This is a genomic window from Pseudomonas sp. FDAARGOS_761, from assembly GCF_013343155.1.
Lineage (GTDB): Bacteria > Pseudomonadota > Gammaproteobacteria > Pseudomonadales > Pseudomonadaceae > Pseudomonas > Pseudomonas aeruginosa.
On the sequence record NZ_CP054572.1, the window covers coordinates 1,821,619 to 1,842,620 of the forward strand.

Annotated in this window: 19 protein-coding genes; 14 read left to right on the forward strand and 5 right to left on the reverse strand. The window is 68.2% G+C overall.

All coding sequences use genetic code 11. From position 1 onward, the window contains the following. Positions 1–76 precede the first annotated feature (76 nt). From FOC67_RS08665 to FOC67_RS08675, 3 genes are all read left to right on the forward strand, one after another. A complete protein-coding gene (locus FOC67_RS08665; protein ID WP_003087500.1) occupies positions 77–739 on the forward strand; it encodes a glutathione S-transferase family protein in 663 nt (220 codons plus the stop codon). Positions 740–747: 8 nt separating this feature from the next. Next, the gene (locus FOC67_RS08670; RefSeq protein ID WP_009314704.1) at positions 748–1,554 is read left to right on the forward strand and encodes a DUF4892 domain-containing protein; all 807 of its coding nucleotides are present in this window, start codon (positions 748–750) and stop codon (positions 1,552–1,554) included. Positions 1,555–1,719: 165 nt separating this feature from the next. Continuing rightward, positions 1,720–2,787 (forward strand): AI-2E family transporter, encoded by a 1,068-nt coding sequence (locus FOC67_RS08675; protein ID WP_003087507.1) that lies wholly within the window; start codon positions 1,720–1,722, stop codon positions 2,785–2,787. Between the two features lie 51 nt (positions 2,788–2,838). Here the strand turns inward: FOC67_RS08675 and FOC67_RS08680 are convergent, their stop codons facing one another. The 4 genes from FOC67_RS08680 to FOC67_RS08695 all read right to left on the reverse strand — a co-directional run bounded on the left by FOC67_RS08680 (position 2,839) and on the right by FOC67_RS08695 (position 7,232). Continuing rightward, the gene (locus tag FOC67_RS08680) at positions 2,839–4,113 is read right to left on the reverse strand and encodes an MFS transporter (RefSeq protein ID WP_003140135.1); all 1,275 of its coding nucleotides are present in this window, start codon (positions 4,111–4,113) and stop codon (positions 2,839–2,841) included. 15 nt (positions 4,114–4,128) lie between these two features. Continuing rightward, on the reverse strand, positions 4,129–4,776 hold the full coding sequence (locus FOC67_RS08685; protein ID WP_003087512.1) for a FadR/GntR family transcriptional regulator: 648 nt from the start codon (positions 4,774–4,776) through the stop codon (positions 4,129–4,131). A 137-nt stretch (positions 4,777–4,913) separates the two neighbouring features. Beyond that, positions 4,914–6,443, reverse strand: a complete 1,530-nt coding sequence (locus FOC67_RS08690) for a 3-hydroxyacyl-CoA dehydrogenase (protein ID WP_009314703.1) — start codon at positions 6,441–6,443, stop codon at positions 4,914–4,916. A gap of 3 nt (positions 6,444–6,446) precedes the next feature. Further along, positions 6,447–7,232, reverse strand: coding sequence for an enoyl-CoA hydratase (locus tag FOC67_RS08695; RefSeq protein ID WP_009314702.1), 786 nt, complete (start codon positions 7,230–7,232; stop codon positions 6,447–6,449). Between the two features lie 241 nt (positions 7,233–7,473). On the opposite strand from FOC67_RS08695, the gene FOC67_RS08700 reads away from it, so the two are divergent. The 10 genes from FOC67_RS08700 (at position 7,474) to FOC67_RS08745 (ending at position 19,523) form a co-directional block, all read left to right on the forward strand. Next, on the forward strand, positions 7,474–8,340 hold the full coding sequence (locus FOC67_RS08700) for an IclR family transcriptional regulator (RefSeq protein ID WP_009314701.1): 867 nt from the start codon (positions 7,474–7,476) through the stop codon (positions 8,338–8,340). A gap of 54 nt (positions 8,341–8,394) precedes the next feature. Continuing rightward, a complete protein-coding gene (locus FOC67_RS08705; RefSeq protein WP_003144825.1) occupies positions 8,395–9,549 on the forward strand; it encodes an acyl-CoA dehydrogenase family protein in 1,155 nt (384 codons plus the stop codon). 187 nt (positions 9,550–9,736) lie between these two features. Next, positions 9,737–9,826 (forward strand): K(+)-transporting ATPase subunit F, encoded by a 90-nt coding sequence (locus FOC67_RS08710; protein WP_003097848.1) that lies wholly within the window; start codon positions 9,737–9,739, stop codon positions 9,824–9,826. A 10-nt stretch (positions 9,827–9,836) separates the two neighbouring features. Further along, entirely contained in the window at positions 9,837–11,531 is a 1,695-nt protein-coding gene (kdpA, locus tag FOC67_RS08715) for a potassium-transporting ATPase subunit KdpA (RefSeq protein ID WP_009314700.1), read from the forward strand. Between the two features lie 11 nt (positions 11,532–11,542). Next, entirely contained in the window at positions 11,543–13,615 is a 2,073-nt protein-coding gene (kdpB, locus tag FOC67_RS08720) for a potassium-transporting ATPase subunit KdpB (protein ID WP_003087527.1), read from the forward strand. Between the two features lie 53 nt (positions 13,616–13,668). Continuing rightward, positions 13,669–14,220 carry a potassium-transporting ATPase subunit KdpC gene (kdpC, locus tag FOC67_RS08725; protein ID WP_003136152.1) on the forward strand — a complete coding sequence of 184 codons (552 nt, stop codon included), beginning with the start codon at positions 13,669–13,671 and terminating at the stop codon, positions 14,218–14,220. Between the two features lie 107 nt (positions 14,221–14,327). Further along, entirely contained in the window at positions 14,328–16,985 is a 2,658-nt protein-coding gene (locus FOC67_RS08730; protein WP_003140123.1) for a sensor histidine kinase KdpD, read from the forward strand. Positions 16,986–17,085: 100 nt separating this feature from the next. Beyond that, positions 17,086–17,778, forward strand: a complete 693-nt coding sequence (locus tag FOC67_RS08735; RefSeq protein WP_009314699.1) for a response regulator — start codon at positions 17,086–17,088, stop codon at positions 17,776–17,778. Between the two features lie 120 nt (positions 17,779–17,898). Next, positions 17,899–18,807, forward strand: coding sequence for a glutaminase B (glsB, locus tag FOC67_RS08740; RefSeq protein WP_003087537.1), 909 nt, complete (start codon positions 17,899–17,901; stop codon positions 18,805–18,807). 110 nt (positions 18,808–18,917) lie between these two features. Next, a complete protein-coding gene (locus tag FOC67_RS08745) occupies positions 18,918–19,523 on the forward strand; it encodes a DUF4893 domain-containing protein (RefSeq protein WP_003110632.1) in 606 nt (201 codons plus the stop codon). Positions 19,524–19,526: 3 nt separating this feature from the next. Here FOC67_RS08745 and FOC67_RS08750 read toward each other — a convergent pair whose 3' ends face one another. Beyond that, positions 19,527–20,564, reverse strand: a complete 1,038-nt coding sequence (locus FOC67_RS08750; RefSeq protein ID WP_003087542.1) for a patatin-like phospholipase family protein — start codon at positions 20,562–20,564, stop codon at positions 19,527–19,529. Positions 20,565–20,678: 114 nt separating this feature from the next. On the opposite strand from FOC67_RS08750, the gene FOC67_RS08755 reads away from it, so the two are divergent. Then, positions 20,679–20,957 carry a hypothetical protein gene (locus FOC67_RS08755; protein ID WP_003097836.1) on the forward strand — a complete coding sequence of 93 codons (279 nt, stop codon included), beginning with the start codon at positions 20,679–20,681 and terminating at the stop codon, positions 20,955–20,957. Positions 20,958–21,002: the final 45 nt, after the last annotated feature.

Below are 21,002 nucleotides of genomic sequence, written 5' to 3' on the forward strand. Positions count from 1 at the left end.
ACCGGCTTGCCGTTGTTTCCTTGACTATTCCGGGTCCAGCCGTAAGGCTGGACGGATCGTTACGGAGAGTCACCGCATGATCGATCTCTACACCGCCGCCACGCCGAACGGCCACAAGGTTTCCATCGCCCTCGAGGAAATGGGCCTGCCCTACAGGGTGCACGCGCTGTCGTTCGACAAGAAGGAGCAGAAGGCTCCGGAATTCCTCAGGATCAATCCCAACGGCCGCATCCCGGCCATCGTCGACCGCGACAACGACGACTTCGCCGTCTTCGAGTCGGGCGCGATCCTCATCTACCTCGCCGAGAAGACCGGGCAACTGATGCCCGCCGACGTCAAGGGTCGCTCGCGGGTGATCCAGTGGCTGATGTTCCAGATGGGCGGGGTCGGCCCGATGCAGGGGCAGGCCAACGTGTTCTTCCGTTATTTCCCGGAGAAGTTGCAGGGCGCCATCGACCGCTACCAGCATGAGACCCGGCGCCTCTACGAAGTTCTCGACGGTCGCCTGGGCGAGGCCGAGTACCTCGCCGGCGACTACAGCATTGCCGACATCGCCACCTATCCCTGGGTGCGCATCCACGACTGGTCCGGTGTCGCCGTCGACGGGCTGGACAACCTGCAGCGCTGGATCGCCGCCATCGAGGCGCGTCCCGCGGTGCAGCGCGGACTGCTGGTGCCGCGGCGGGAGAAGGAGGGCGACGACGCCATCCGTACCGCCCAGTCGATGCTGACCCGTTGAGGGCCGGTATGCGAGGGTTCCTGTTGCTATCCCTGGGCGTTTTCAGCTTTTCGGCGCTGGCCGCCGACCTTCCCGGCAGCCATGACCTGGACGTCCTGCCGCGCTTCCCGCGCGCCGAGATCGTCGACTTCCGCCAGGCGCCGAGCGAGGAGCGTATCTACCCGCTAGGGGCGATCAGCCGCATCAGCGGTCGCCTGCGCATGGAGGGCGAGGTGCGCGCCGAAGGCAAGCTGACCGCACTAACCTACCGCTTGCCGCCCGAGCACAGCAGCCAGGAGGCGTTCGCCGCGGCGCGCACCGCGCTGCTCAAGGCCGACGCCACGCCGTTGTTCTGGTGCGAGCGGCGCGACTGCGGCTCCAGCAGCCTGCTGGCCAACGCCGTGTTCGGCAATGCCAAGCTGTACGGCCCGGACGAGCAGCAGGCCTACCTGCTGGTGCGCCTGGCGGCGCCACAGGAGAACAGCCTGGTGGCGGTCTACTCGATCACCCGCGGCAATCGCCGCGCCTACCTGCAGGCCGAGGAACTCAAGGCCGATGCGCCGCTGGCGGAACTGCTGCCGAGCCCGGCGACCCTGCTGCGCCTGCTCAAGGCCAACGGCGAACTGACCCTCAGCCATGTGCCGGCGGAGCCGGCCGGCTCCTGGCTGGAGCTGCTGGTACGGACCCTGCGCCTGGATACCGGGGTGCGGGTCGAGCTGTCCGGCAAGCACGCCCAGGAGTGGCGCGACGCCCTGCGCGGGCAGGGCGTGCTGAACAGCCGCATGGAGCTGGGCCAGTCGGAGGTCGAGGGCCTGCACCTCAACTGGCTGCGTTGAACGCGTTCGCCCGGGCCTGCGGGCCCGGGCGATGGCGAAAATGCCTTCGGCAAGGCCGCCCGCCAGAGTAGACTGCCTTTCCCCCGCGCCCCACGCTCCGGCTGGAAACGGCGCACGCCGAGCGCTGTCTATCGGTGTATCCCCCTTTGAGGAAGGCCTGCCTTGATGTTCGATAACGATCGGCTGTTGCTTCGCGTGCTGTTGTTCGGCCTGCTCGGTGCCAGTCTCTGGGTGCTGGCGCCATTCTGGTCGGCGCTGTTCTGGGCCGCGGTGCTGGCTTTCGCCAGTTGGCCGCTGATGCGTATGCTCACGCGCCTGCTCGGTGGCCGCGAGTCGCTGGCGGCGGGCCTGCTGACCCTGGGCTGGATCGTCCTGGTGGCGTTGCCGCTGATCTGGCTCGGCTTCGGCCTGGCGGACAACGTTCGTTCGCTGATGGAGCTATTGAAGAATCTCCAGGTCGAGGGCCTGCCGCCGCCGCCTTCGTGGATGGCCGGCGTCCCGCTGATCGGCGACCGCCTGATCGGCTGGTGGAACTCCATCGACCAACAGGGCGTGGCGTTCTTCTACGTGCTCAAGCCCTATGTCGGCGAGGTCGGCAACTGGCTGCTGGCGCGCAGCGCGAAGATCGGTGGAGGGATCCTGGAACTGGTCCTCAGTCTGATCCTGATCTTCTTCTTCTACCGCGACGGGCCGCGCCTGGAGTCCATCGTCCACCGTGCCCTGGAACGCCTGATCGGCAACCGCGCGGAGCACTATCGCGACCTTGTCGCCGGCACCGTACAGCGGGTGGTCAACGGGGTGATCGGCACCGCCGCGGCGCAAGCCCTGCTGGCCTGGATCGGCTTCACGATCGCCGGCGTACCGGGAGCCATGCTGCTCGGCCTGCTGACCTTCGCCTGCAGCCTGCTGATGGTCCCGCCGCTGGTCTGGGGCCCGGCCACCGCCTGGCTGTTCTTCAAGGGCGACTATGGCCACGGGGTGTTCCTCGGCCTGTGGGGCTTCTTCATCATCAGCGGGGTGGACAACATCCTCAAACCCTACCTGATCAGCCGTGGCGGCAACCTGCCGCTGGTGGTGGTGCTGCTCGGGGTGTTCGGCGGCCTGCTGGCGTTCGGCTTCATGGGCCTGTTCCTCGGCCCGATCCTGCTGGCAGTGGCCTACAACCTGCTCAGCGACTGGATCGCCAGCACGCCGCGGACGCCGCCCGGCGAAGGGCGCGGCCCGGATGCCTGAGTGACGAAGGAGAAAAAGCCCCGCGATGCGGGGCTTTTTGCGTCTGCGGGGCTACAGGTGTTCGCTGCGGGCCCCCACGTACTGGCTGCGCCCGGCGCCGAGGCCGAACAGGGTAGCGGCGATGGCGACGCCGATGAAGATATAGCCGACCGCGTTCCAGCCGCCGGTCAGGTCGTGGACCACGCCGACCATGAACGGTCCCATGGCCGCCAGGGTGTAGCCGACGCCCTGGGCCATGCCCGACAGATGCGAGGCGACGTGGGCGTCGCGCGAGCGCAGGACGATCAGCGCCAGGGCGATGCTGAAGGTGCCGCCCTGGCCGAGGCCGAGCAGGACCGCCCAGCCCCAGATGGTCGGCAGCGGCGCATAGAGGAAGCCGAGCAGGCCGGCGAGGGTGGTAGCCATCACCAGCACCACCGCCAGGCGCTGGTCCCTGGCGCGAGCGGCGAGCCAGGGCGCGAGCAGGGCGGTGATCAGTTGCAGCATCACCGAGCCGGACAGCACCAGGCCGGCTTCCACCGCAGTCATGCCGCGGTCGATCAGGATCGACGGCAGCCAACCGAAGACGATGTAGGCCAGGGACGATTGCAGGCCCATGTACAGCGTGACCTGCCAGGCCAGCGGGTCGCGCCACAGGCCGACGACACGGAAGGCCTGGCGATGGGCGTGCTGGCCCTGGCGGGTCTGCGGCAGCCAGAAGGCGGCGGCGAGGATCGCCGGCAGCGACCAGAACGCCAGCGCCAGTTCCCAGTTGCCGAAGAGCTTCTCCAGCGGCGCAGTGGCGCCGGCGGCGAGCGCGGCCCCCAGGCACAGGGCCATGGTGTAGACCCCGGTCATCACCCCGGCCTGGCGCGGGAAGTCGCGTTTGACGATGCCCGGCAGGAGCACGCCGATGATGCCGATGCTGGCGCCGGCCAGAACGCTGCCGGCGAACAGGCCGAACACCGGGAACAGGCTGCGCAGGACGATGCCGCCGGCCAGGCAGAAGAGGATCAGCAGCACGCTGCGTTCGGCGCCGATACGCCGGGCCAGGCGCGGCGCGAGCGGCGCGAACAACCCCAGGCAGAGTACCGGCGCGGTGGTCAGCAGGCCGGCGGCGGCGGCCGAGAGGCCGGTATCGTCGCGTACCTGGTTGAGCAGGGGGGCGAGGCTGGACAGCGCCGGGCGCAGGTTCAGCGCCACCAGCACCAGGCCCAGCAGGAGCAGCCAGGGGCGTAGCGGCGGCGCCGGCGGGGCTGGTTCGTCGTCGACTTCGGCATCGATCAGCAGTTCTTCCGGAGGATGGCCGGGGTGCGCTCCCGGCCGGGCATTCAAGGCGTGAGTCATGGGTCTGTCCCGGGTTCAGATCAGCAGTGCGCGGTTGGCCGCGGCGGCAGCGTCCGGGTCTCCGCGTTCTATGGCGTCGAGCAGTTGCTGGTGCAGCTCGAAGCAGGGCTGGGCCCTTTGTGGGTCGGCCATGGTGCGTTCCAGCGAGGTCCGGATGACCTGCGAGAAGTAGCGGTAGAGTTCGCTGAGCACCGGATTGTGGGCGGCATCGACCATCCGTTGGTGGAAGCGGACGTCGTGCTCGATGTAGTCCTGCAGGTCGTCGCTGCCGTAGCGCTGGCGCGATGCGTCGAGATACTCGCGCAATGCGCTCAGGTCGCTGTCGTCGCGGCGAACGGCAGCCAGGCGCGCCGCCTCGATCTCGATCATCCCGCGTGCCTCCAGGGAGTGCTGCACCGCGCTGCGCGCCAGCACCAGCATGGTTTCCAGTGGATCGGCGCAGGCGCGCACGTAGGTGCCGTCGCCCTGGCGGACTTCCAGCACGCCGGAGAAGGTCAGCACGCGCACCGCTTCGCGCACGGTGTTGCGGCTCATGCCGAGCAGCTCGGCGAGTTCCGGCTCCGGCGGCAGGCGCTGGCCGAGCGGCCAATGGCCGGCGTCGATGCGCTGGCGGATCTGCTCCAGGGCGATGTCCACCAGGGAGCGCTTGAGGGGAATGGTCACGGAAGAAACATCCAATCATCGGATGAATTGGCGCGCAGGATACCTCGGCAGCTGCAAGCCCGGAAAGCGTCGCTCGGGGAAAACGCGTTGGCCTGGCGGCGAGACGCATGACGCTGCGCCGCCAGGTCGCCGATGCGTCAGTCTACGGCGGTGGTTTCGCCGGCGCGCAGGGACATGCCCAGTTGCGCTCGTCGGCGCAGCCAGGGACTGGGCCGGTAGCGCGGGTCACCGGTAAGCGCCTGCAGGCGCTGGAGAATGCTCAGCAGGCGCCGCGGGCCGAGGCGGTCGCCCCATTCCAGCGGGCCGTGGGGATAGCCGAGGCCGAGGTGCACCGCCTGGTCGATATCCTCGACGCTGGCAATGCCCTGCTGGGCGATGTCGCAGGCGAGGTTGACGATCATCGCCAGTACCCGCTGGACGACGAAGCCGGGACTGTCGCGCAGCACCGTGACCCCGACGCCGTCGCCAGCCAGTAGCGCGTGTGCCGCGTCGCGCATGGCCGGGGCGGTCAGCGGCGAGAGCATCAGGCAGCGCCGGCGCTCGAGGTCGCAGAGCAGGTCGATGCCGACGCTGCGCTCGGCGGGACAGGCGAAGCGCTGCACGGCGCTGCTCAGGTCCTCGCCCCAGGCGGCCAGCAGGCAGAGCGCTGCGGCGGAAGGGCGTTCGCCGGTTTCCGGCTCGACGCCGAGGCGATGCAGCAGTTCGGCGAGCGTGCGGCGGTCGTCCTCGTTTTCGCAGCCCAGCCACACCGGTGGTCGGGCGGCGGCCTGCGGCACCGGTTGCGGACCGGGCTTGTCCTGCGGCTGGCCGTCGACGTAGCGATAGAAGCCCTGGCCGCTCTTGCGCCCGAGACGGCCGGCGGCGAGCAACTGGCGGGTCAGCGGGTGCGGGCGGTAGCGCGGTTCCTGGTAGTACTGCTGGTAGATCGATTCCATCACCGGGTGCGACACGTCGAGGCCGGTAAGATCGAGCAGTTCGAACGGCCCCATGCGGAAGCCGGCGCACTCGCGCAGCACACGGTCGATCTCGGCGCATTCGGCGACGCCTTCGCCGAGGATGCGCAGGGCCTCGGTGCCATAGGCGCGGCCGGCATGGTTGACGATGAAGCCGGGGCTGTCCTTGGTCCGTACGCCGCGGTGGCCCAGGCGCGCGGCGAGGGCGAGCAGGGCGTCGCCGACTTCCGGAGCGCTGGCCAGGCCGTCGACCACCTCGACCACGCGCATCAGCGGCACCGGGTTGAAGAAGTGAAAGCCGGCGACCCGCTGCGGCCGCTCGCAGGCGGCGGCGATGGCGGTGATCGACAGCGACGAGGTATTGCTGGCGAGGATGGTCTCCGGCGCGACTATGGCTTCCAGCCGGCGCAGCAATTCCTGCTTGGCCTCCAGGCGCTCGACGATGGCCTCCACCACCAGTTCGCAGTCGCCCAGTTGTTCCAGGCGTTCCGCCACCCGCAGCCGGTTTTGCGCGGCCTCGGCGTCGGCGGCGCTCAGCTTGCCTTTGCCGCACAGGCCCTCGAAGGTCTGCCGCAGGCGCTGGCGTGCCTCGGCGGCGGCCTCGGCGCGGCTGTCGAACAGCCACACGGTCAGGCCGGCCTGGGCGGCGATCTGGGCGATCCCGGTGCCCATCGCACCGGTACCGACCACGGCGATACAACGAATATCGGGCATCGTCTATTTCCCCTGGTAGTTCGGCGGGCGTTTCTCCAGGAAGGCGTGCATGCCTTCCTTCTGGTCCTGCGAGTCGAACAGCAACTGGAACGCCTTGCGTTCCAGGGCCAGGGCACTGTCCAGCGGCAGGTCGGCACCGGCCAGGACCACCTCCTTGATCTGCGCCAGCGCCAGAGGGGGCAGGCGGGCGATCTCCGTGGCCAGTTCCAGGGCGCGCGCCCGCGTCGACTCGTCCGCCACCACTTCGCTGACCAGGCCCATGGCCAGCGCTTGCGGAGCCTTCACCAGGCAGCCGGTGAACAGCATGCGCAGCGCCTGGAACTTGCCCACCGCCCGTACCAGGCGCTGGGTGCCGCCGGCACCCGGCATCACCCCGACCTTGATCTCCGGCTGGGCGAACTGTGCCGACTCGCCGGCGACGATCAGGTCGCAATGCATCGCCAGTTCGCAGCCGCCGCCCAGGGCGAAGCCGTTGACCGCGGCGATCACCGGCTTCGGGCAGCGCGCGATGGCTTCCCAGTAGCGCTCGCTGTGGCGGCCGTACAGGCCGATCGCCGTGCTCGTCGAGAGATCGCGGAGATCGGCGCCAGCTGCAAAGCAGCGCGAGTCGCCGGTGAGCACGATGACGCGGATCGCCGGATCCGCGCCGAGCGTCTGGAAGTGGCTGGCGAGGCGCTGGCGCACTTCGTCGTTCAGCGCGTTCCTGGCTTGCGGACGATTGAGGCGAAGCAGGGCGATATCGGCTGCGGGAAATTCGAGCAGAACCACGGGCGAAGGATCGGCGGACATGGAAGCTCCGATGAATTGATATTTCGCTATGCGAAATATAGTTTCATGATTTATCGAAAATAATCAGCGCCAGCCGTGGCGTTGTAAATACTCGCGTCGGATTTCGGACGATCTACTTATACAATTTACTGTTTTAAAAGGATTTTATTTTCGTTGTTGAAAGTTCATGGGTTCTTCTATTAGTTTCGCTATGCGAAATATGATTTTGTTTTATTGATTTTTTGAAAAAGAGGTCCCTACTATGCGCGGCAACGACGAGCGCCGGAGTCCGGCGGAAGGTGCCAGTACGGAAGCGGAAGTGTTCGCCTTCGAAGCTGTGCTGATCGACCCGATGCAGGAGAAAGACGAGGAACTCAAGGACCGCCAGTTCGTCACCGCGCTGGCCCGCGGGTTGGAATTGCTGCGCTGTTTCACACCACGGGAAAGCCTGCTGGGCAACCAGGAACTGGCGAAGAAGACCGGCCTGCCGAAGCCGACGGTGTCGCGTCTGACCCACACCCTGACCCGGCTGGGCTATCTGCGTCACCTGCCGCATAGCGGCAAGTACCAGTTGGAAGTGGGCGTGATGTCGTTCGGCTACGCGATGCTCTCGAACCTGTCGATTCGCGCGCTCGCCCGCCCGTTGATGGAAGAGATGGCCGGCTACGCCAAGGCCGCGGTGGCCATGGCGGCCCGCGACCGGCTGAGCATGGTCTACCTCGACGTGGTGCATGGCGAGGCCAACCTGACCATGCGTCGCCAGGTCGGCAGCCACCTCTCGCTGCACCGCAGCGCGATCGGTCGGGCCTGCCTGGCGGCGATGCCGGAGGACGAGCGGGAGTTCATCCTCGGGCACATCCGCAAGCGCCACCCGGAAGACTGGCCGGAAGTGCGCAAGGGGCTGGAGCGGGCCTTCCGCGACTATGCCGACTACGGCTTCTGCCTGTCGCTCGGCGAGTGGCAACGCGACGTCAACGCGGTGGGCGTGGCCTTGCACCACGAGAGCCATGGGCTGCTGGCGTTCAACTGCGGCGGGCCGAGTTTCCACCTCAAGCGCGAGAAACTGGAGGACGACATCGGCCCGCGCCTGCTGCACATGGTCCACAACATCGAGGCCGCCACCCGCTGACCGAGGCCGGTGACGGAATCATGGCAACCGGCCTAAGGGCCTATTGGAGTGAGCATGATTCGTGATCCGGAAACCCTGAACCTGCTGCTGGACAGCATCCGCCAGTTCGTCCGCGAAAGCCTGGTGCCTCATGAGCAGGAGGTGGCGGAAACCGACCGCATCCCCGAGGCGATCATCGCCCGCATGCGCGAGATGGGCCTGTTCGGCCTGTCGATCCCGGAGGCCTACGGCGGCCTCGGAGTGACCATGGAGGAAGAGGTGAGCATCGCCTTCGAACTGGGGCGGACCTCGCCGGCGTTCCGTTCGCTGCTGGGCACCAACAATGGCATCGGCTCCCAGGGCATCGTCATCGACGGCACCGAAGAACAGAAGCGGCGCTACCTGCCGCGCCTGGCGTCGGGCGAACTGCTCAGTTCGTTCTGCCTCACCGAACCGGACTCCGGTTCCGACGCCGCCTCGCTGAAGACCACGGCGGTGCGTGACGGCCAGCACTACGTGCTCAACGGTACCAAGCGCTTCATCACCAACGCCCCGCAGGCCGGCATCTACACCGTGATGGCACGCACCAACCCGGCGATCCGTGGCGCCGGCGGAATCTCCGCTTTCGTCGTCGAGCGCGGTACGCCCGGGCTGTCCCTGGGCAAGCCGGATCGCAAGATGGGACAGAAGGGCGCGCATACCTGTGACGTGATCTTCGACGACTGCCGGGTGCCTGCCAGCCAGTTGATCGGCGGGGTCGAGGGCGTCGGCTTCAAGACCGCGATGAAGGTGCTCGACAAGGGCCGCCTGCACATCGCCGCGGTCTGCGTGGGGGTCGCCGAGCGGATGCTCGAGGATGCGTTGCGCTATGCCCTGGAACGCAAGCAGTTCGGCCAGCCGATCGCCGAGTTCCAGTTGATCCAGGCAATGCTCGCCGACAGCAAGGCCGAAGCCTACGCGGCGCGCTGCATGGTCATCGACGCCGCGCGGCAGCGCGACGAAGGCCGCGATGTCGGTACCGAGGCGTCCTGCGCCAAGCTGTTCGCCTCGGAAATGTGCGGCCGCGTCGCCGACCGCGCGGTGCAGATCTTCGGCGGCGCCGGCTATATCGGCGACTATGGGATCGAGCGCTTCTATCGCGACGTGCGACTGTTCCGCATCTACGAGGGCACCACGCAGATCCAGCAACTGCTGATCGCCCGCAACATGATCCGCGCCGCCCAGGGCTAGCGTCGATCCTTCGCCTTGTCACCGGCCGTGGCGCAGTCCCCGGCCGGTTGCTCTCCCAGGCGCTGTCCGCGCCACTCTTTACGCTTTCTTTATGCCGTCCGGCGCGGCCCGGAATCGCTTCTTTACGCCCCCTTTGCGGAGACTTTCCCTCAAGCGGCAGAGGCCGTTCGAAGGAGAGATCGCACACATGACCGTTCTGGATTGGTTGTCCCTGGCCCTGGCCACGGGACTGTTCGTCTATTTGCTGGTGGCGCTGCTACGCGCCGACCGTGCCTAGGGGAGGGCACATGAACAGCCACGAGATTCTCTTGATCCTGGCCTTTTTCGCCCTGGTCCTGGTGCCTGCACCGTTCCTCGGGCGCTACTGCTTCAAGGTGATGGAAGGCCAACGCAATCTCCTCAGCGCGCCGCTGGCGCCACTGGAGCGCGTCTGCTATCGCCTGTTCGGCGTCGATCTGGCGAGCGAGCAGGACTGGAAGACCTACACCCTGGCGCTGCTGGCATTCAACCTGGCCGGCCTGGTCCTGCTGTTCTCGATCCTCATGCTGCAGGGCAGCCTGCCGCTGAACCCGCAGCACCTGCCGGGCCTGGAATGGACCCTGGCGTTCAACACCGCGGTCAGTTTCGTCACCAACACCAACTGGCAGGCCTACAGCGGCGAGGCCTCGCTGAGCTACTTCAGCCAGATGGTCGGCCTTACGGTGCAGAACTTCGTCAGCGCGGCGGTCGGCCTCTGCGTGCTGGTGGCCCTGGCGCGCGGCATCAGCCGCCGCTCCACACGACAGCTGGGCAACTTCTGGGTCGACCTGACCCGCGGCACCCTCTACGTGCTGCTGCCGCTGTGCCTGCTGCTGGCGTTGCTGCTGGTCTGGCAGGGCGTGCCGCAGACCTTCTTCGACTACGTCCATGCCACCACCTTGCAAGGCGCCGAGCAGACCATCCCGCTCGGTCCGGCGGCCAGCCAGATCGCCATCAAGCAACTGGGCACCAACGGCGGCGGCTTCTTCGGCGTCAACTCGACTCATCCGTTCGAGAACCCGAGTGCCTGGAGCAACCTGTTCGAAGTGGCCTCGATCATCCTGATCCCGGCGGCGCTGGTATTCACCTTCGGCCATTACGTGAAGGACCTGCGCCAGAGCCGCGCGATCCTCGGCTGCATGCTGCTGCTGTTCTGCCTCGGCCTGGGCTTGTCGCTGTGGGCCGAATACCAGCCGAACCCGGCGCTGGCGCAGTTGCCGGTCGAGCAGGGCGCACCGATGGAGGGCAAGGAGAGTCGCTTCGGCACCGCCGCCAGCATGCTCTGGGCGATCACCACCACCGCCGCCTCGAACGGCTCGGTGAACGCCATGCACGACAGCCTGAGCCCCCTGGGCGGCATGCTGCCGCTGCTGAACATGATGCTCGGCGAGGTGATCTTCGGCGGCGTCGGCGCCGGCCTCTACGGCATGCTGCTGTTCGTCCTGATCGCGGTGTTCCTCGCCGGCCTGATGGTCGGGCGGACGCCGGAGTACCTGGGCAAGAAGCTCGAGGCGAAGGAGGTCCGCCTGCTGGTCTTCACCCTCCTGGTGATGCCTGTCGGCGTGCTGGTGCTCGGCGCCATTGCCGCCAGCCTGCCGGGACCGGCCTCGGCGGTGACCAACCCCGGCCCGCACGGTTTCAGCCAACTGCTCTACGCCTACACCTCGGGGAGCGCCAACAACGGCTCGGCGTTTGCCGGTTTCGGTGCCAACACGCCGTTCCACAACCTGATGATCGGCCTGGCCATGCTCATCGGCCGCTTCGGCTACATCCTGCCGATCCTCGCCATCGCCGGCAGCCTGGCGGCGAAGAAGGCCAGCCCGGTGGGGCCGAACAGTTTCCCGACCCATGGTCCGCTGTTCGTCAGCCTGCTCACCGTGACCATCCTGCTGGTCGGCGGCCTGACCTTCCTGCCGACCCTGGCCCTCGGCCCGATCGCTGAACAACTGAGCCTCGGCTTCTGAAGGAATCGCACATGAACGCTCAGACCCAGGCGTCCAAGAACGCCTTGCACAAATCGCTCGAACGTCGCCACAACGCGTCCACCAGCCTCGCCGCCTTGTGGCGGCCGGCGCTGCTGCAAGCCTTCGTCAAGCTCGACCCGCGCCAGTTGCTGCGCTCGCCGGTGATGCTGGTGGTCGAACTGACCGCCGTGCTCACCACCTTGCTGTGCTTCGTCCCCGACCAGGCGGTGCCGACCTCGGTGGCGCTGCAGATCGCCCTCTGGCTGTGGTTCACCGTGCTCTTCGCCAACTTCGCCGAAGCGCTAGCCGAGGGGCGTGGCAAGGCCCGCGCGGACAGTCTCAAGGCCGGCAGCCAGGGCCTCTCCGCCAATAAGCGGCGCGCCGACGGCAGTTTCGAGAGCGTCGCTGCCAGCAGCCTGCGCAAGGGCGACGTGGTACGGGTCCAGGCCGGCGAGATGATTCCCGGCGACGGTGAAGTCATCGAAGGCGTGGCGGCGGTCAACGAGGCCGCCATCACCGGCGAATCGGCGCCGGTGATCCGCGAGTCCGGCGGCGATCGCTCGGCGGTGACCGGCAACACCCAGGTGGTGTCCGACTGGCTGCTGGTGCGGATCGGCGCCAACCCGGGCGAGTCGACCCTGGACCGGATGATCGCCCTGGTGGAAGGCGCCAAGCGGCAGAAGACCCCCAACGAAGTAGCGCTGGACATCCTGCTGATCGGCCTGACCCTGATCTTCCTGCTGGTGGTGGTGACCCTCAAGCCGTTCGCCCTGTTCGCTGGCGGCAACCTGCCGCTGGTGTTCCTGGTGGCGCTGCTGGTGACACTGATCCCGACCACCATCGGCGGCCTGCTCTCGGCCATCGGCATCGCCGGCATGGACCGCCTGGTGCGCCTGAACGTGATCGCCAAGTCCGGTCGCGCGGTGGAGGCGGCCGGCGACGTCCACGTGCTGCTGCTCGACAAGACCGGCACCATCACCTTCGGCAACCGCCGCTGCAGCGCGCTGTACGCCGCGCCGGGGGTGAGCGGCAAGGAACTGGCCGAGGGCGCGTTGCTGGCCTCGCTGGCCGACGACACCCCGGAAGGCAAGTCGATCGTCGAATACCTGCGCATCCTGCATCCGATCGAGGAGCCGCGCCGCGAGGAGCTGACGCCGATCGCCTTCAGCGCGGAAACCCGCCTGTCCGGGGTCGACTGGAACGGCCAGGTGTACCGCAAGGGGGCGGTGGATGCGGCGCTGCGCTTCATCGACCTGCCGCGGGAGAAGATGCCCGAGGTGCTTTCGCGGGAGGTGGACAAGATCGCCCAGAGCGGCGGCACCCCGCTGCTGGTGGTAGCCAACGGCCGGCTGCTCGGCGCCATTCACCTGAAGGACGTGGTCAAGCCGGGCATTCGCGAGCGCTTCGCCGAACTGCGCCGGCTGGGCATCCGCACTGTGATGGTGACCGGCGACAACCCGCTGACCGCCGCTGCCATCGCCGCCGAGGCTGGGGTCGACGACGTGATCGCCGAGGCTACCCCGGAGAAGAAACTGGCGCGGATTCGCCAGGAGCAGGGCGAAGGTCGCCTGGTGGCGATGTGCGGCGACGGTGCCAACGACGCCCCGGCGCTGGCTCAGGCCGACGTCGGCATGGCCATGAACGACGGCACCCAGGCCGCCCGCGAGGCGGCCAACCTGGTCGACCTGGACAGCGACCCGACCAAGCTGCTCGACGTGGTCCAGGTGGGCAAGGAGTTGCTGGTCACCCGCGGCGCGCTGACCACCTTCTCCATCGCCAACGACGTGGCCAAGTACTTCGCCATCCTGCCGGCGCTGTTCGTTGGCATCTACCCGCAGCTCGACGTGCTCAACGTGATGCGCCTGCAAAGCCCGCAGAGCGCGATCCTGTCGGCCATCGTGTTCAACGCGCTGATCATCGTCGCGTTGATCCCACTGGCCTTGCGCGGCGTGCGGGTGCAGGCGGCGGACGCTTCGCAACTGCTGCAGCGCAACCTGCTGATCTATGGCGTCGGCGGCCTGGTGGCGCCGTTCCTCGGGATCAAGGCGATCGACCTGCTGCTGACCGCCGTCGGCCTGGCATGAACAACGGCCCTCGCCGTCGGGCGAGGGCCTGGGACTGAAGAGAGGATCTGCACATGTTCAAGCAACTCCGTCCGGCACTGGCGTCACTGCTGGTGCTGAGCCTGGTCACCGGCGTGGCCTATCCGCTGCTGGTCACCGGTATCGCCCAACTGGCGTTCCCCGAGCAGGCCAATGGCAGCCTGCTGCGCGACGCCGAGGGCAAGGTGCTCGGCTCGCGGCTGATCGCGCAGAAGTTCGACGGCGAGGAGTGGTTCCATTCGCGGCCTTCGGCGGGCGACTACGCCACCGTTTCCAGTGCCGCGAGCAACCTGGCGCCGAGCAACCCGGCACTGGCCGAGCGCATCGCCAGGGACGCCGCGCAGGAGCGTATCGCCGACCAGGGGCCGGTGCCGCTGGCGCTGGTCACTACCTCCGGTAGCGGACTCGATCCGCAGCTGCCGCCGCAGGCCGCGCGTTACCAGGCGCTGCGGGTGGCCACGGCGCGCGGGCTGCCGCTGCGGCTGGTGGAAGACCTGGTGGAAAGCCACACCGAGCGGCCGCTGGTGGGGCCGGCGGTGGTCAACGTGCTGGCGCTGAACATGGCGCTGACGGGGTTGAAGCGCTAGGTTTCCCCAGAGACCCACGCAAGGGCTTGCAATATCGCCGCATCGGCGGATGATCGCCGGCGATCGTCCGCCCCGCGCGGCGCAGAGCAACGGAGTACGACCGATCCATGACCGACACCGCACGCGCCGACGCGCTGCTGGCCGACCTGCCCGCTGACGGGCGCGGCCGCCTGAAAGTCTTTCTCGGCGCGGCGCCGGGGGTGGGCAAGACCTTCGCCATGCTGCAGGCCGCCCAGGCCCAGTTGCGCCAGGGCGTGAAACTGCGTGCCGGGGTGGTCGAGACCCACTCGCGGGCGGAAACCGAGTCCCTCCTCGCAGGCGTGCCGCAGCAGCCGCTGCGCAGCCTCGAGTATCGAGGGATGAAACTGCAGGAAATGGACCTCGACGGTCTCCTCGCCGACCCGCCGGCGCTGGCCCTGGTCGACGAACTGGCCCACAGCAACGTTCCCGGCAGCCGCCACGCCAAGCGCTGGCAGGACATCCAGGAGTTGCTGGCGGCGGGAATCGACGTCTACACAACGGTCAACGTCCAGCACCTGGAGAGCCTCAACGACCAGGTCCGCGACATCACCGGCGTGCAGGTCCGCGAGACGGTGCCGGACTGGGTGTTGCAGGAGGCCTACGAGATCGTCCTCATCGACCTGCCGCCGCGCGAGCTGCTGGAGCGCCTGCGCGAGGGCAAGGTCTACGTGCCGGAACAGGCGCGGGCGGCGATCGACGCGTTCTTCTCGCAGACCAACCTCACCGCGCTGCGTGAACTGGCGATGCAGACCGCCGCCGCGCGGGTCGACGCCGACCTCAACCACCGCTACCGCCAGCGCGGCGAGGAGGCGCCGGCGTTGCGCGGGCGGCTGCTGGTGGGCATCGACGGTGACGAACAGGCCGAACGCCTGGTGCGCCACGCCTGCCGGGTCGCCGAACGTCGGCACCTGCCCTGGAGCGTGGTACACGTCGATACCGGCGGCTTGCGCGGCGAGCAGGCGCGGATGCGCCTGCAGGGTGCGCAGCAACTGGCCGAGCGGCTCGGCGGCGAGATCGTCGTGCTGCGCGCCGGCGAGGTGGCGCGGACCCTCCTGCAACATGCCCGCGAGCGCCGCGCCAGCCTGGTCCTGGTTGGCCAGTCGCGGCGCCGCTGGTACCGCCGGGCCTTCGGCGGTGGTCTCGCCGGGCGCCTGCTGCGCGACGGCCAGGGCCTGGAGATCAGTGCCCTGGACAGCGAGGCCGACCTGCGCCCGGCGGAACCGCGGCCACGCTATCCGGTGGTGTGGAACGACTATCTGCTGGCGCTGCTGGCGACCGCCCTGGCCAGCGGCCTGGCCTGGGTCGTGGCGCACCTGCTGGAACTGCCGAACATCTCCCTGGTGTTCCTGATGGCGGTGCTGCTGGTGGCAGTGCGCAGCAGCCTGATGCCGGCACTGCTGTGCGCGGTGGCGTCGTTCCTGGCCTATGACTTCCTGTTCATCCCACCGCATTTTTCCTTCGCCATCCATCGCCATGAAGACCTGCTGAGCCTGGCGTTCTTCCTGTTCATGGCCGGCCTCACCGGCAACCTGGCGGCACGCCAGCGGCGCCAGCTGGAGGCGCTGCGTGATACCCAGGAGGAAACCAGCCTGCTGCTGGAGCTGTCGCGCAAGCTCACCGCCGCCACCGACCGCCAGGCGGTGCTGGCCGCCGCCGCCCAGCAGTTCGACGACTGGAAGGACGTCGAGGTCTGCCTGCTCGGTCAGGTCAATGGCGAGTGGAAGACCGAGGCCGGCGTGCAGCGGCAACTCGCCGACCAGGAACGGGTCGCCGCCGACTGGGCCTGGGCCCACGACCAGCCGGCCGGCCTCGGTACTGGCACGCTGCCCGGAGGACGCTGGTGGTGGTGGCCGCTGTCGGCGGAAGAGGGGCCGCTGGCACTGCTCGGCGTCGCGCCGCTGGACGGCCAGCCGCTGAGCCCGCAGCGCCGGCGCCTGCTCGCCGCCCTCGGCCAGCCCCTGGCCCAGGCCCTGGCGCGGGCTCGCCTGGCCGAGGACCTGGAGGCCGCGCGCCTGCACGGCGAAACCGAGCAACTGCGCAGCGCCTTGCTCGCCTCGGTGTCCCACGACCTGCGCACGCCGCTGACGGCCATGCGCGGTTCCATCGACAGCCTGCTGGCGCTGGGCGAGGCGATCCCGCCGGCGGATCGTCGCGAACTGCTGGAAAGCACCCGCGACGAGGCCGAGCGACTGGACCGCTATATCCAGAACCTGCTCGACATGACCCGTCTCGGCCACGGTGGCCTGAAGCTGGCGCGCGACTGGGTGGCGCCGGGCGACATCGTCGGCAGCGCGCTGAACCGCCTGCGTGCGGTGCTGGCGCCGTACCGGGTGCAGGCGATCGTGGCCAACGACCTGCCGTTGCTCTACGTGCATGCGGCGCTGATCGAACAGGCGCTGATCAACGTGCTGGAAAATGCCGCGCGCTTCTCGCCGAGCCACGGCCGGTTGCGCATCGAGGTCAGCCAGGATGCCGCCGAGCTGCGTTTCGCGGTGAGCGACGAGGGGCCGGGGATTCCCGAGGCCGAGCGGGAGAAGATCTTCGACATGTTCTACACCGCTGCCCGTGGCGACCGCGGTGGCCAGGGCACCGGCCTGGGCCTGGCGATCTGCCAGGGCATGATCGGCGCCCACGGCGGGCGCATCAGCGTCGGCGAAGGCCTGGACGGTCGCGGCACCACGCTGGTCCTGCACCTGCCGCTGCATCCGCAGCCGGACCTCGGGCAACTGGAGGGCGACGAATGAGCCCGGCGCACTTGCCTGGCGCCCGCGCTCGCGCTATTCCTGCCGTTTCCGCGACGCCGCCGCTGGCTCGTCGCCGTGTTCACCTGCCGTGCCGAGTGCCATGACCCAATTGCAGAACAGCATCCTGCTGATCGACGACGAACCGCAGATCCGCAAGTTCCTCCGTATCAGCCTCAATGCCCAGGGCTACCGGGTACTCGAGGCCGGCACCGGCGAAGAGGGGCTGGCCCAGGCCGCGCTGAACCGGCCGGACCTGGTGGTGCTCGACCTCGGCCTGCCGGACCGCGACGGCCAGGACATCCTCCGCGACCTGCGCGAATGGTCGCAGGTGCCGGTGCTGGTGCTGTCGGTGCGCGCCAGCGAGGGCGAGAAGGTACTGGCCCTGGACGGCGGCGCCAACGACTACGTGACCAAGCCGTTCGGCATCCAGGAGTTCCTCGCCCGCGTGCGCGTCCTGCTGCGCCAGGCGGCGCAGGGCGAAAGCCCGGAGGCGGCGGTGGCGGTCGGCCCGTTGCAGGTGGACTTCGCCTATCGCCGGGTCACCCTGGAGGGTGTGGAAGTGGCGCTGACGCGCAAGGAGTACGCGGTGCTCGCCGCGCTGGCACGCCATCTCGGACGGGTAGTGACCCAGCAGCAACTGCTCAAGGATATCTGGGGCCCGACCCATGTCGAAGACACCCATTACCTGCGGGTCGTGGTCGGCCACCTGCGGCAGAAACTCGGCGACGATCCGGCCAGCCCGCGCTTCCTGGTGACCGAGGCGGGCGTCGGCTATCGCCTGCGCGACAGCTGACGCGCAGCGCAATTCTGCGCGAGGGGCATGCCTCCCGCGCGTTCATCGCCTATGATGCCGCGCATTCGCGCTGGCCCGGATGCGCCGGGTCGGCGCCCCGGTGTCACGACGAAGGTCATCATGCAGCAACTGTTGAACGAGATTCTCGATGAAGTCCGCCCGCTGATCGGGCGCGGCAAGGTCGCCGACTACATCCCCGCGCTCGCCGGCGTCGAGCCGAACCAGCTGGGGATCGCCGTGTACAGCCGCGACGGCGAGCTGTTCCATGCCGGCGACGCCCTGCGGCCGTTTTCCATCCAGAGCATTTCCAAGGTGTTCAGCCTGGTCCAGGCGATCCAGCATTCCGGCGAGGACATCTGGCAACGCCTCGGCCACGAGCCCTCCGGCCAGCCTTTCAACTCCCTGGTGCAGCTGGAGTTCGAGCGCGGCAAGCCGCGCAATCCGTTCATCAATGCCGGCGCCCTGGTGATCTGCGACATCAACCAGTCGCGTTTCGCCGCGCCGGCGCAATCGATGCGCGATTTCGTCCGGCGCCTGTGCGGCAACCCGGAAGTGGTGTCGGACTCGGTGGTGGCGCGCTCGGAGTACCAGCACCGCTCGCGCAACGCGGCGGCGGCCTACCTGATGAAATCGTTCGGCAACTTCCACAACGACGTCGAGGCGGTGCTGCTCAGCTATTTCCATCATTGCGCGTTGCGCATGAGCTGCGTCGACCTGGCGCGGGCGTTCTGCTTCCTCGCCGACAAGGGCTTCTGCAAGCACAGCGGCGAGCAGGTGCTCAACGAGCGACAGACCAAGCAGGTCAACGCGATCATGGCCACCAGCGGGCTCTACGACGAGGCCGGCAACTTTGCCTACCGGGTCGGCCTGCCGGGCAAGAGCGGTGTCGGCGGCGGCATCATCGCGGTAGTGCCGGGGCGCTTCACGGTCTGCGTCTGGTCGCCGGAGCTGAACGCCGCGGGCAATTCGCTGGCGGGCATCGCCGCGCTGGAGAAACTCAGCGAGCGGATCGGCTGGTCGATCTTCTGAAACCGCCGCCCGTCGTGGTGGCGCTCGAATTCCCGGCGCCGCTGCGCTATGTTCTGCGGCTACCGCTTGCCGGCGCCGGATGCGCCGGTCCACTCGCCAGGATGGTCGCCATGTCCCGCCCGATTCCCGTTTCCCGTGTCTTCGCCTGCCTCACCGTTCTCGCCGCCTGCGCGCACGCCGGCGCCGCCGAGCCGGACTGGCGTGGCTATACCAGCGACCAGCAGCAGCGCAGCGTGCTGGCCGTCGAGCAGGACGCCGAGGCCATCAACAAGCGCTACTACGACAGTGCCTTCGAGGAATTCCTGCCGGAACTGGAGCAACTGGAACTCAGCCTGGCGCAGCCCGTCGTCGCCGTCGACGAGAAAGGCCTGCTGGGCGACTGGAAGTGCCGCTCGACCCAGGCCGACCAGTACGGCATCTATCGCTATCCGAACTTCCAGTGCCGCATCCGGCGTACCGACCGCGGCCTGTTCCTGGAGAAGACCAGCGGTTCGCAGCGGGTCAGCGGCTACCTGTTCCGCGAAGGCACGCAGCGCTACGTGTTCCTCGGCGGCGCCACGGTCAACGACGAGCCCCAGGTGGCCTTCAGTGGCCTGGCCCACGGCGCGCCGGCTGAGTCCGACGTGGTCGCGCTGCTGCGCCCGCACGCCGGCGGCTTCCTCCTGCTGTTCCCGGAACGGCGCGGCGGCTACGAGGTCCTCGAGTTCAGCCGCTGAGGCTCAGGCGTTGTCTTCCTCGTAGCGGTCCAGGGTGTCGCTGGCGATCTGCCGGCCGAGGGCGATCAACTCCGGCGCCTTGTAGAACTCGAAGAAGCGGCAGACCCGCTTCGGCACGTTGATCAGGATGTCCGGCGGGTAGCCGGCGATCTTGTACTGCGCCAGCGAGGTCTGCATCACCTCGAAGCTCTGGTTGACCAGTTCCAGCAGCGATGCCGGACCGCTGCTTTCCACCACCGTGGTGCCGCTGGCCGACTTCGGCGAGTCCTTGCCTTGCGGCGCCGCGGCCGGCTGTTGCAGTTGCGGCTCGGCGGGCTCCTCGGATTCCGCCGGAACCGGATGGAGCAGGGCGTCGGCGCTCAGCTCCGGCGGGGTATTGTCGTCGCCGTGGCGGCGGAAGAACGAGAGTTTGTGGCCGAGGCTCTCGATCATGCTGTCGAAGCGCCCCTTGAGCGCGGCCGGACGCTCGATCACCGGCAGGTGGTATTGCTTCTGGTTGGTGGCGTTGAGGTTGACCGCGATGATCAGGTCGCTGTGGGCCGACACCACCGGCACGATCGGCAACGGGTTGAGCAGGCCGCCGTCGACCAGCATGCGGCTGCCCTGCATGACCGGGGTGAACAGGCTGGGGATCGCCGCCGAGGCGCGCATGGCCTGGTGCAGGCAGCCTTCCTGGAACCAGATTTCCTGCTGGTTGGTGAGGTCGGTGGCAACCGCCGTGTAGGGGATCGACAGGTCCTCGATGTTCACCTCGCCGAGGATCTCGTGGATCTTGCCGAACACCCGCTCGCCGCGGATTGCGCCGAGGCGGAAGCTGACGTCGAGCAGGCGCAGCACGTCGAGGTAATCCAGGCTTTCCACCCACTCGCGGTACTCGCGCAGCTTGCCGGCGGCGTAGATGCCGCCGATCACCGAGCCCATGGAACAACCGGCGATGCAGGTGATCTCATAGCCGCGCGCCTCGAGTTCCTCGATCACGCCGATGTGCGCGTAGCCGCGCGCACCGCCGGAGCCCAATACCAGGGCGACCTGTTTGCTCATCTGCAACCCCTTGCCAATACTGCGTGACGAAGCGAAAACGATACGCGTGTCGCCCGGCCGCCGCCAAGTGCGTCGCGGCGATGCGCGGCCCTTTCCCTGTCCGGAGATCGTTCGATGAAAACCTGGATCGTTCTGCCCGTCCTTGCCCTGACCCTGGCCGGCTGCGCCGGCAAGACCGCCTACCGGGAGAACTGCGCCGACCAGTTGGACGCGGCCTGGAAGGAACTCGACCTGGCCAAGGCCGAAGGCTTCGCCGGCACCGTCAGCTACTCGAAGGCCCTGACCCTGCTCACCGGGGCCAAGACCCAGCAGCAGTTCGAAGCCTACGAGGGCTGCACCAGCAAGGCCGAGAAGGCGCGCTTCTATATCCGCGAGTCGCGCGCCGGGCGCTGAGCCGGGCGCGGCGATCGGACCTCTGGCGGCGGCGCCGGCTTTGCT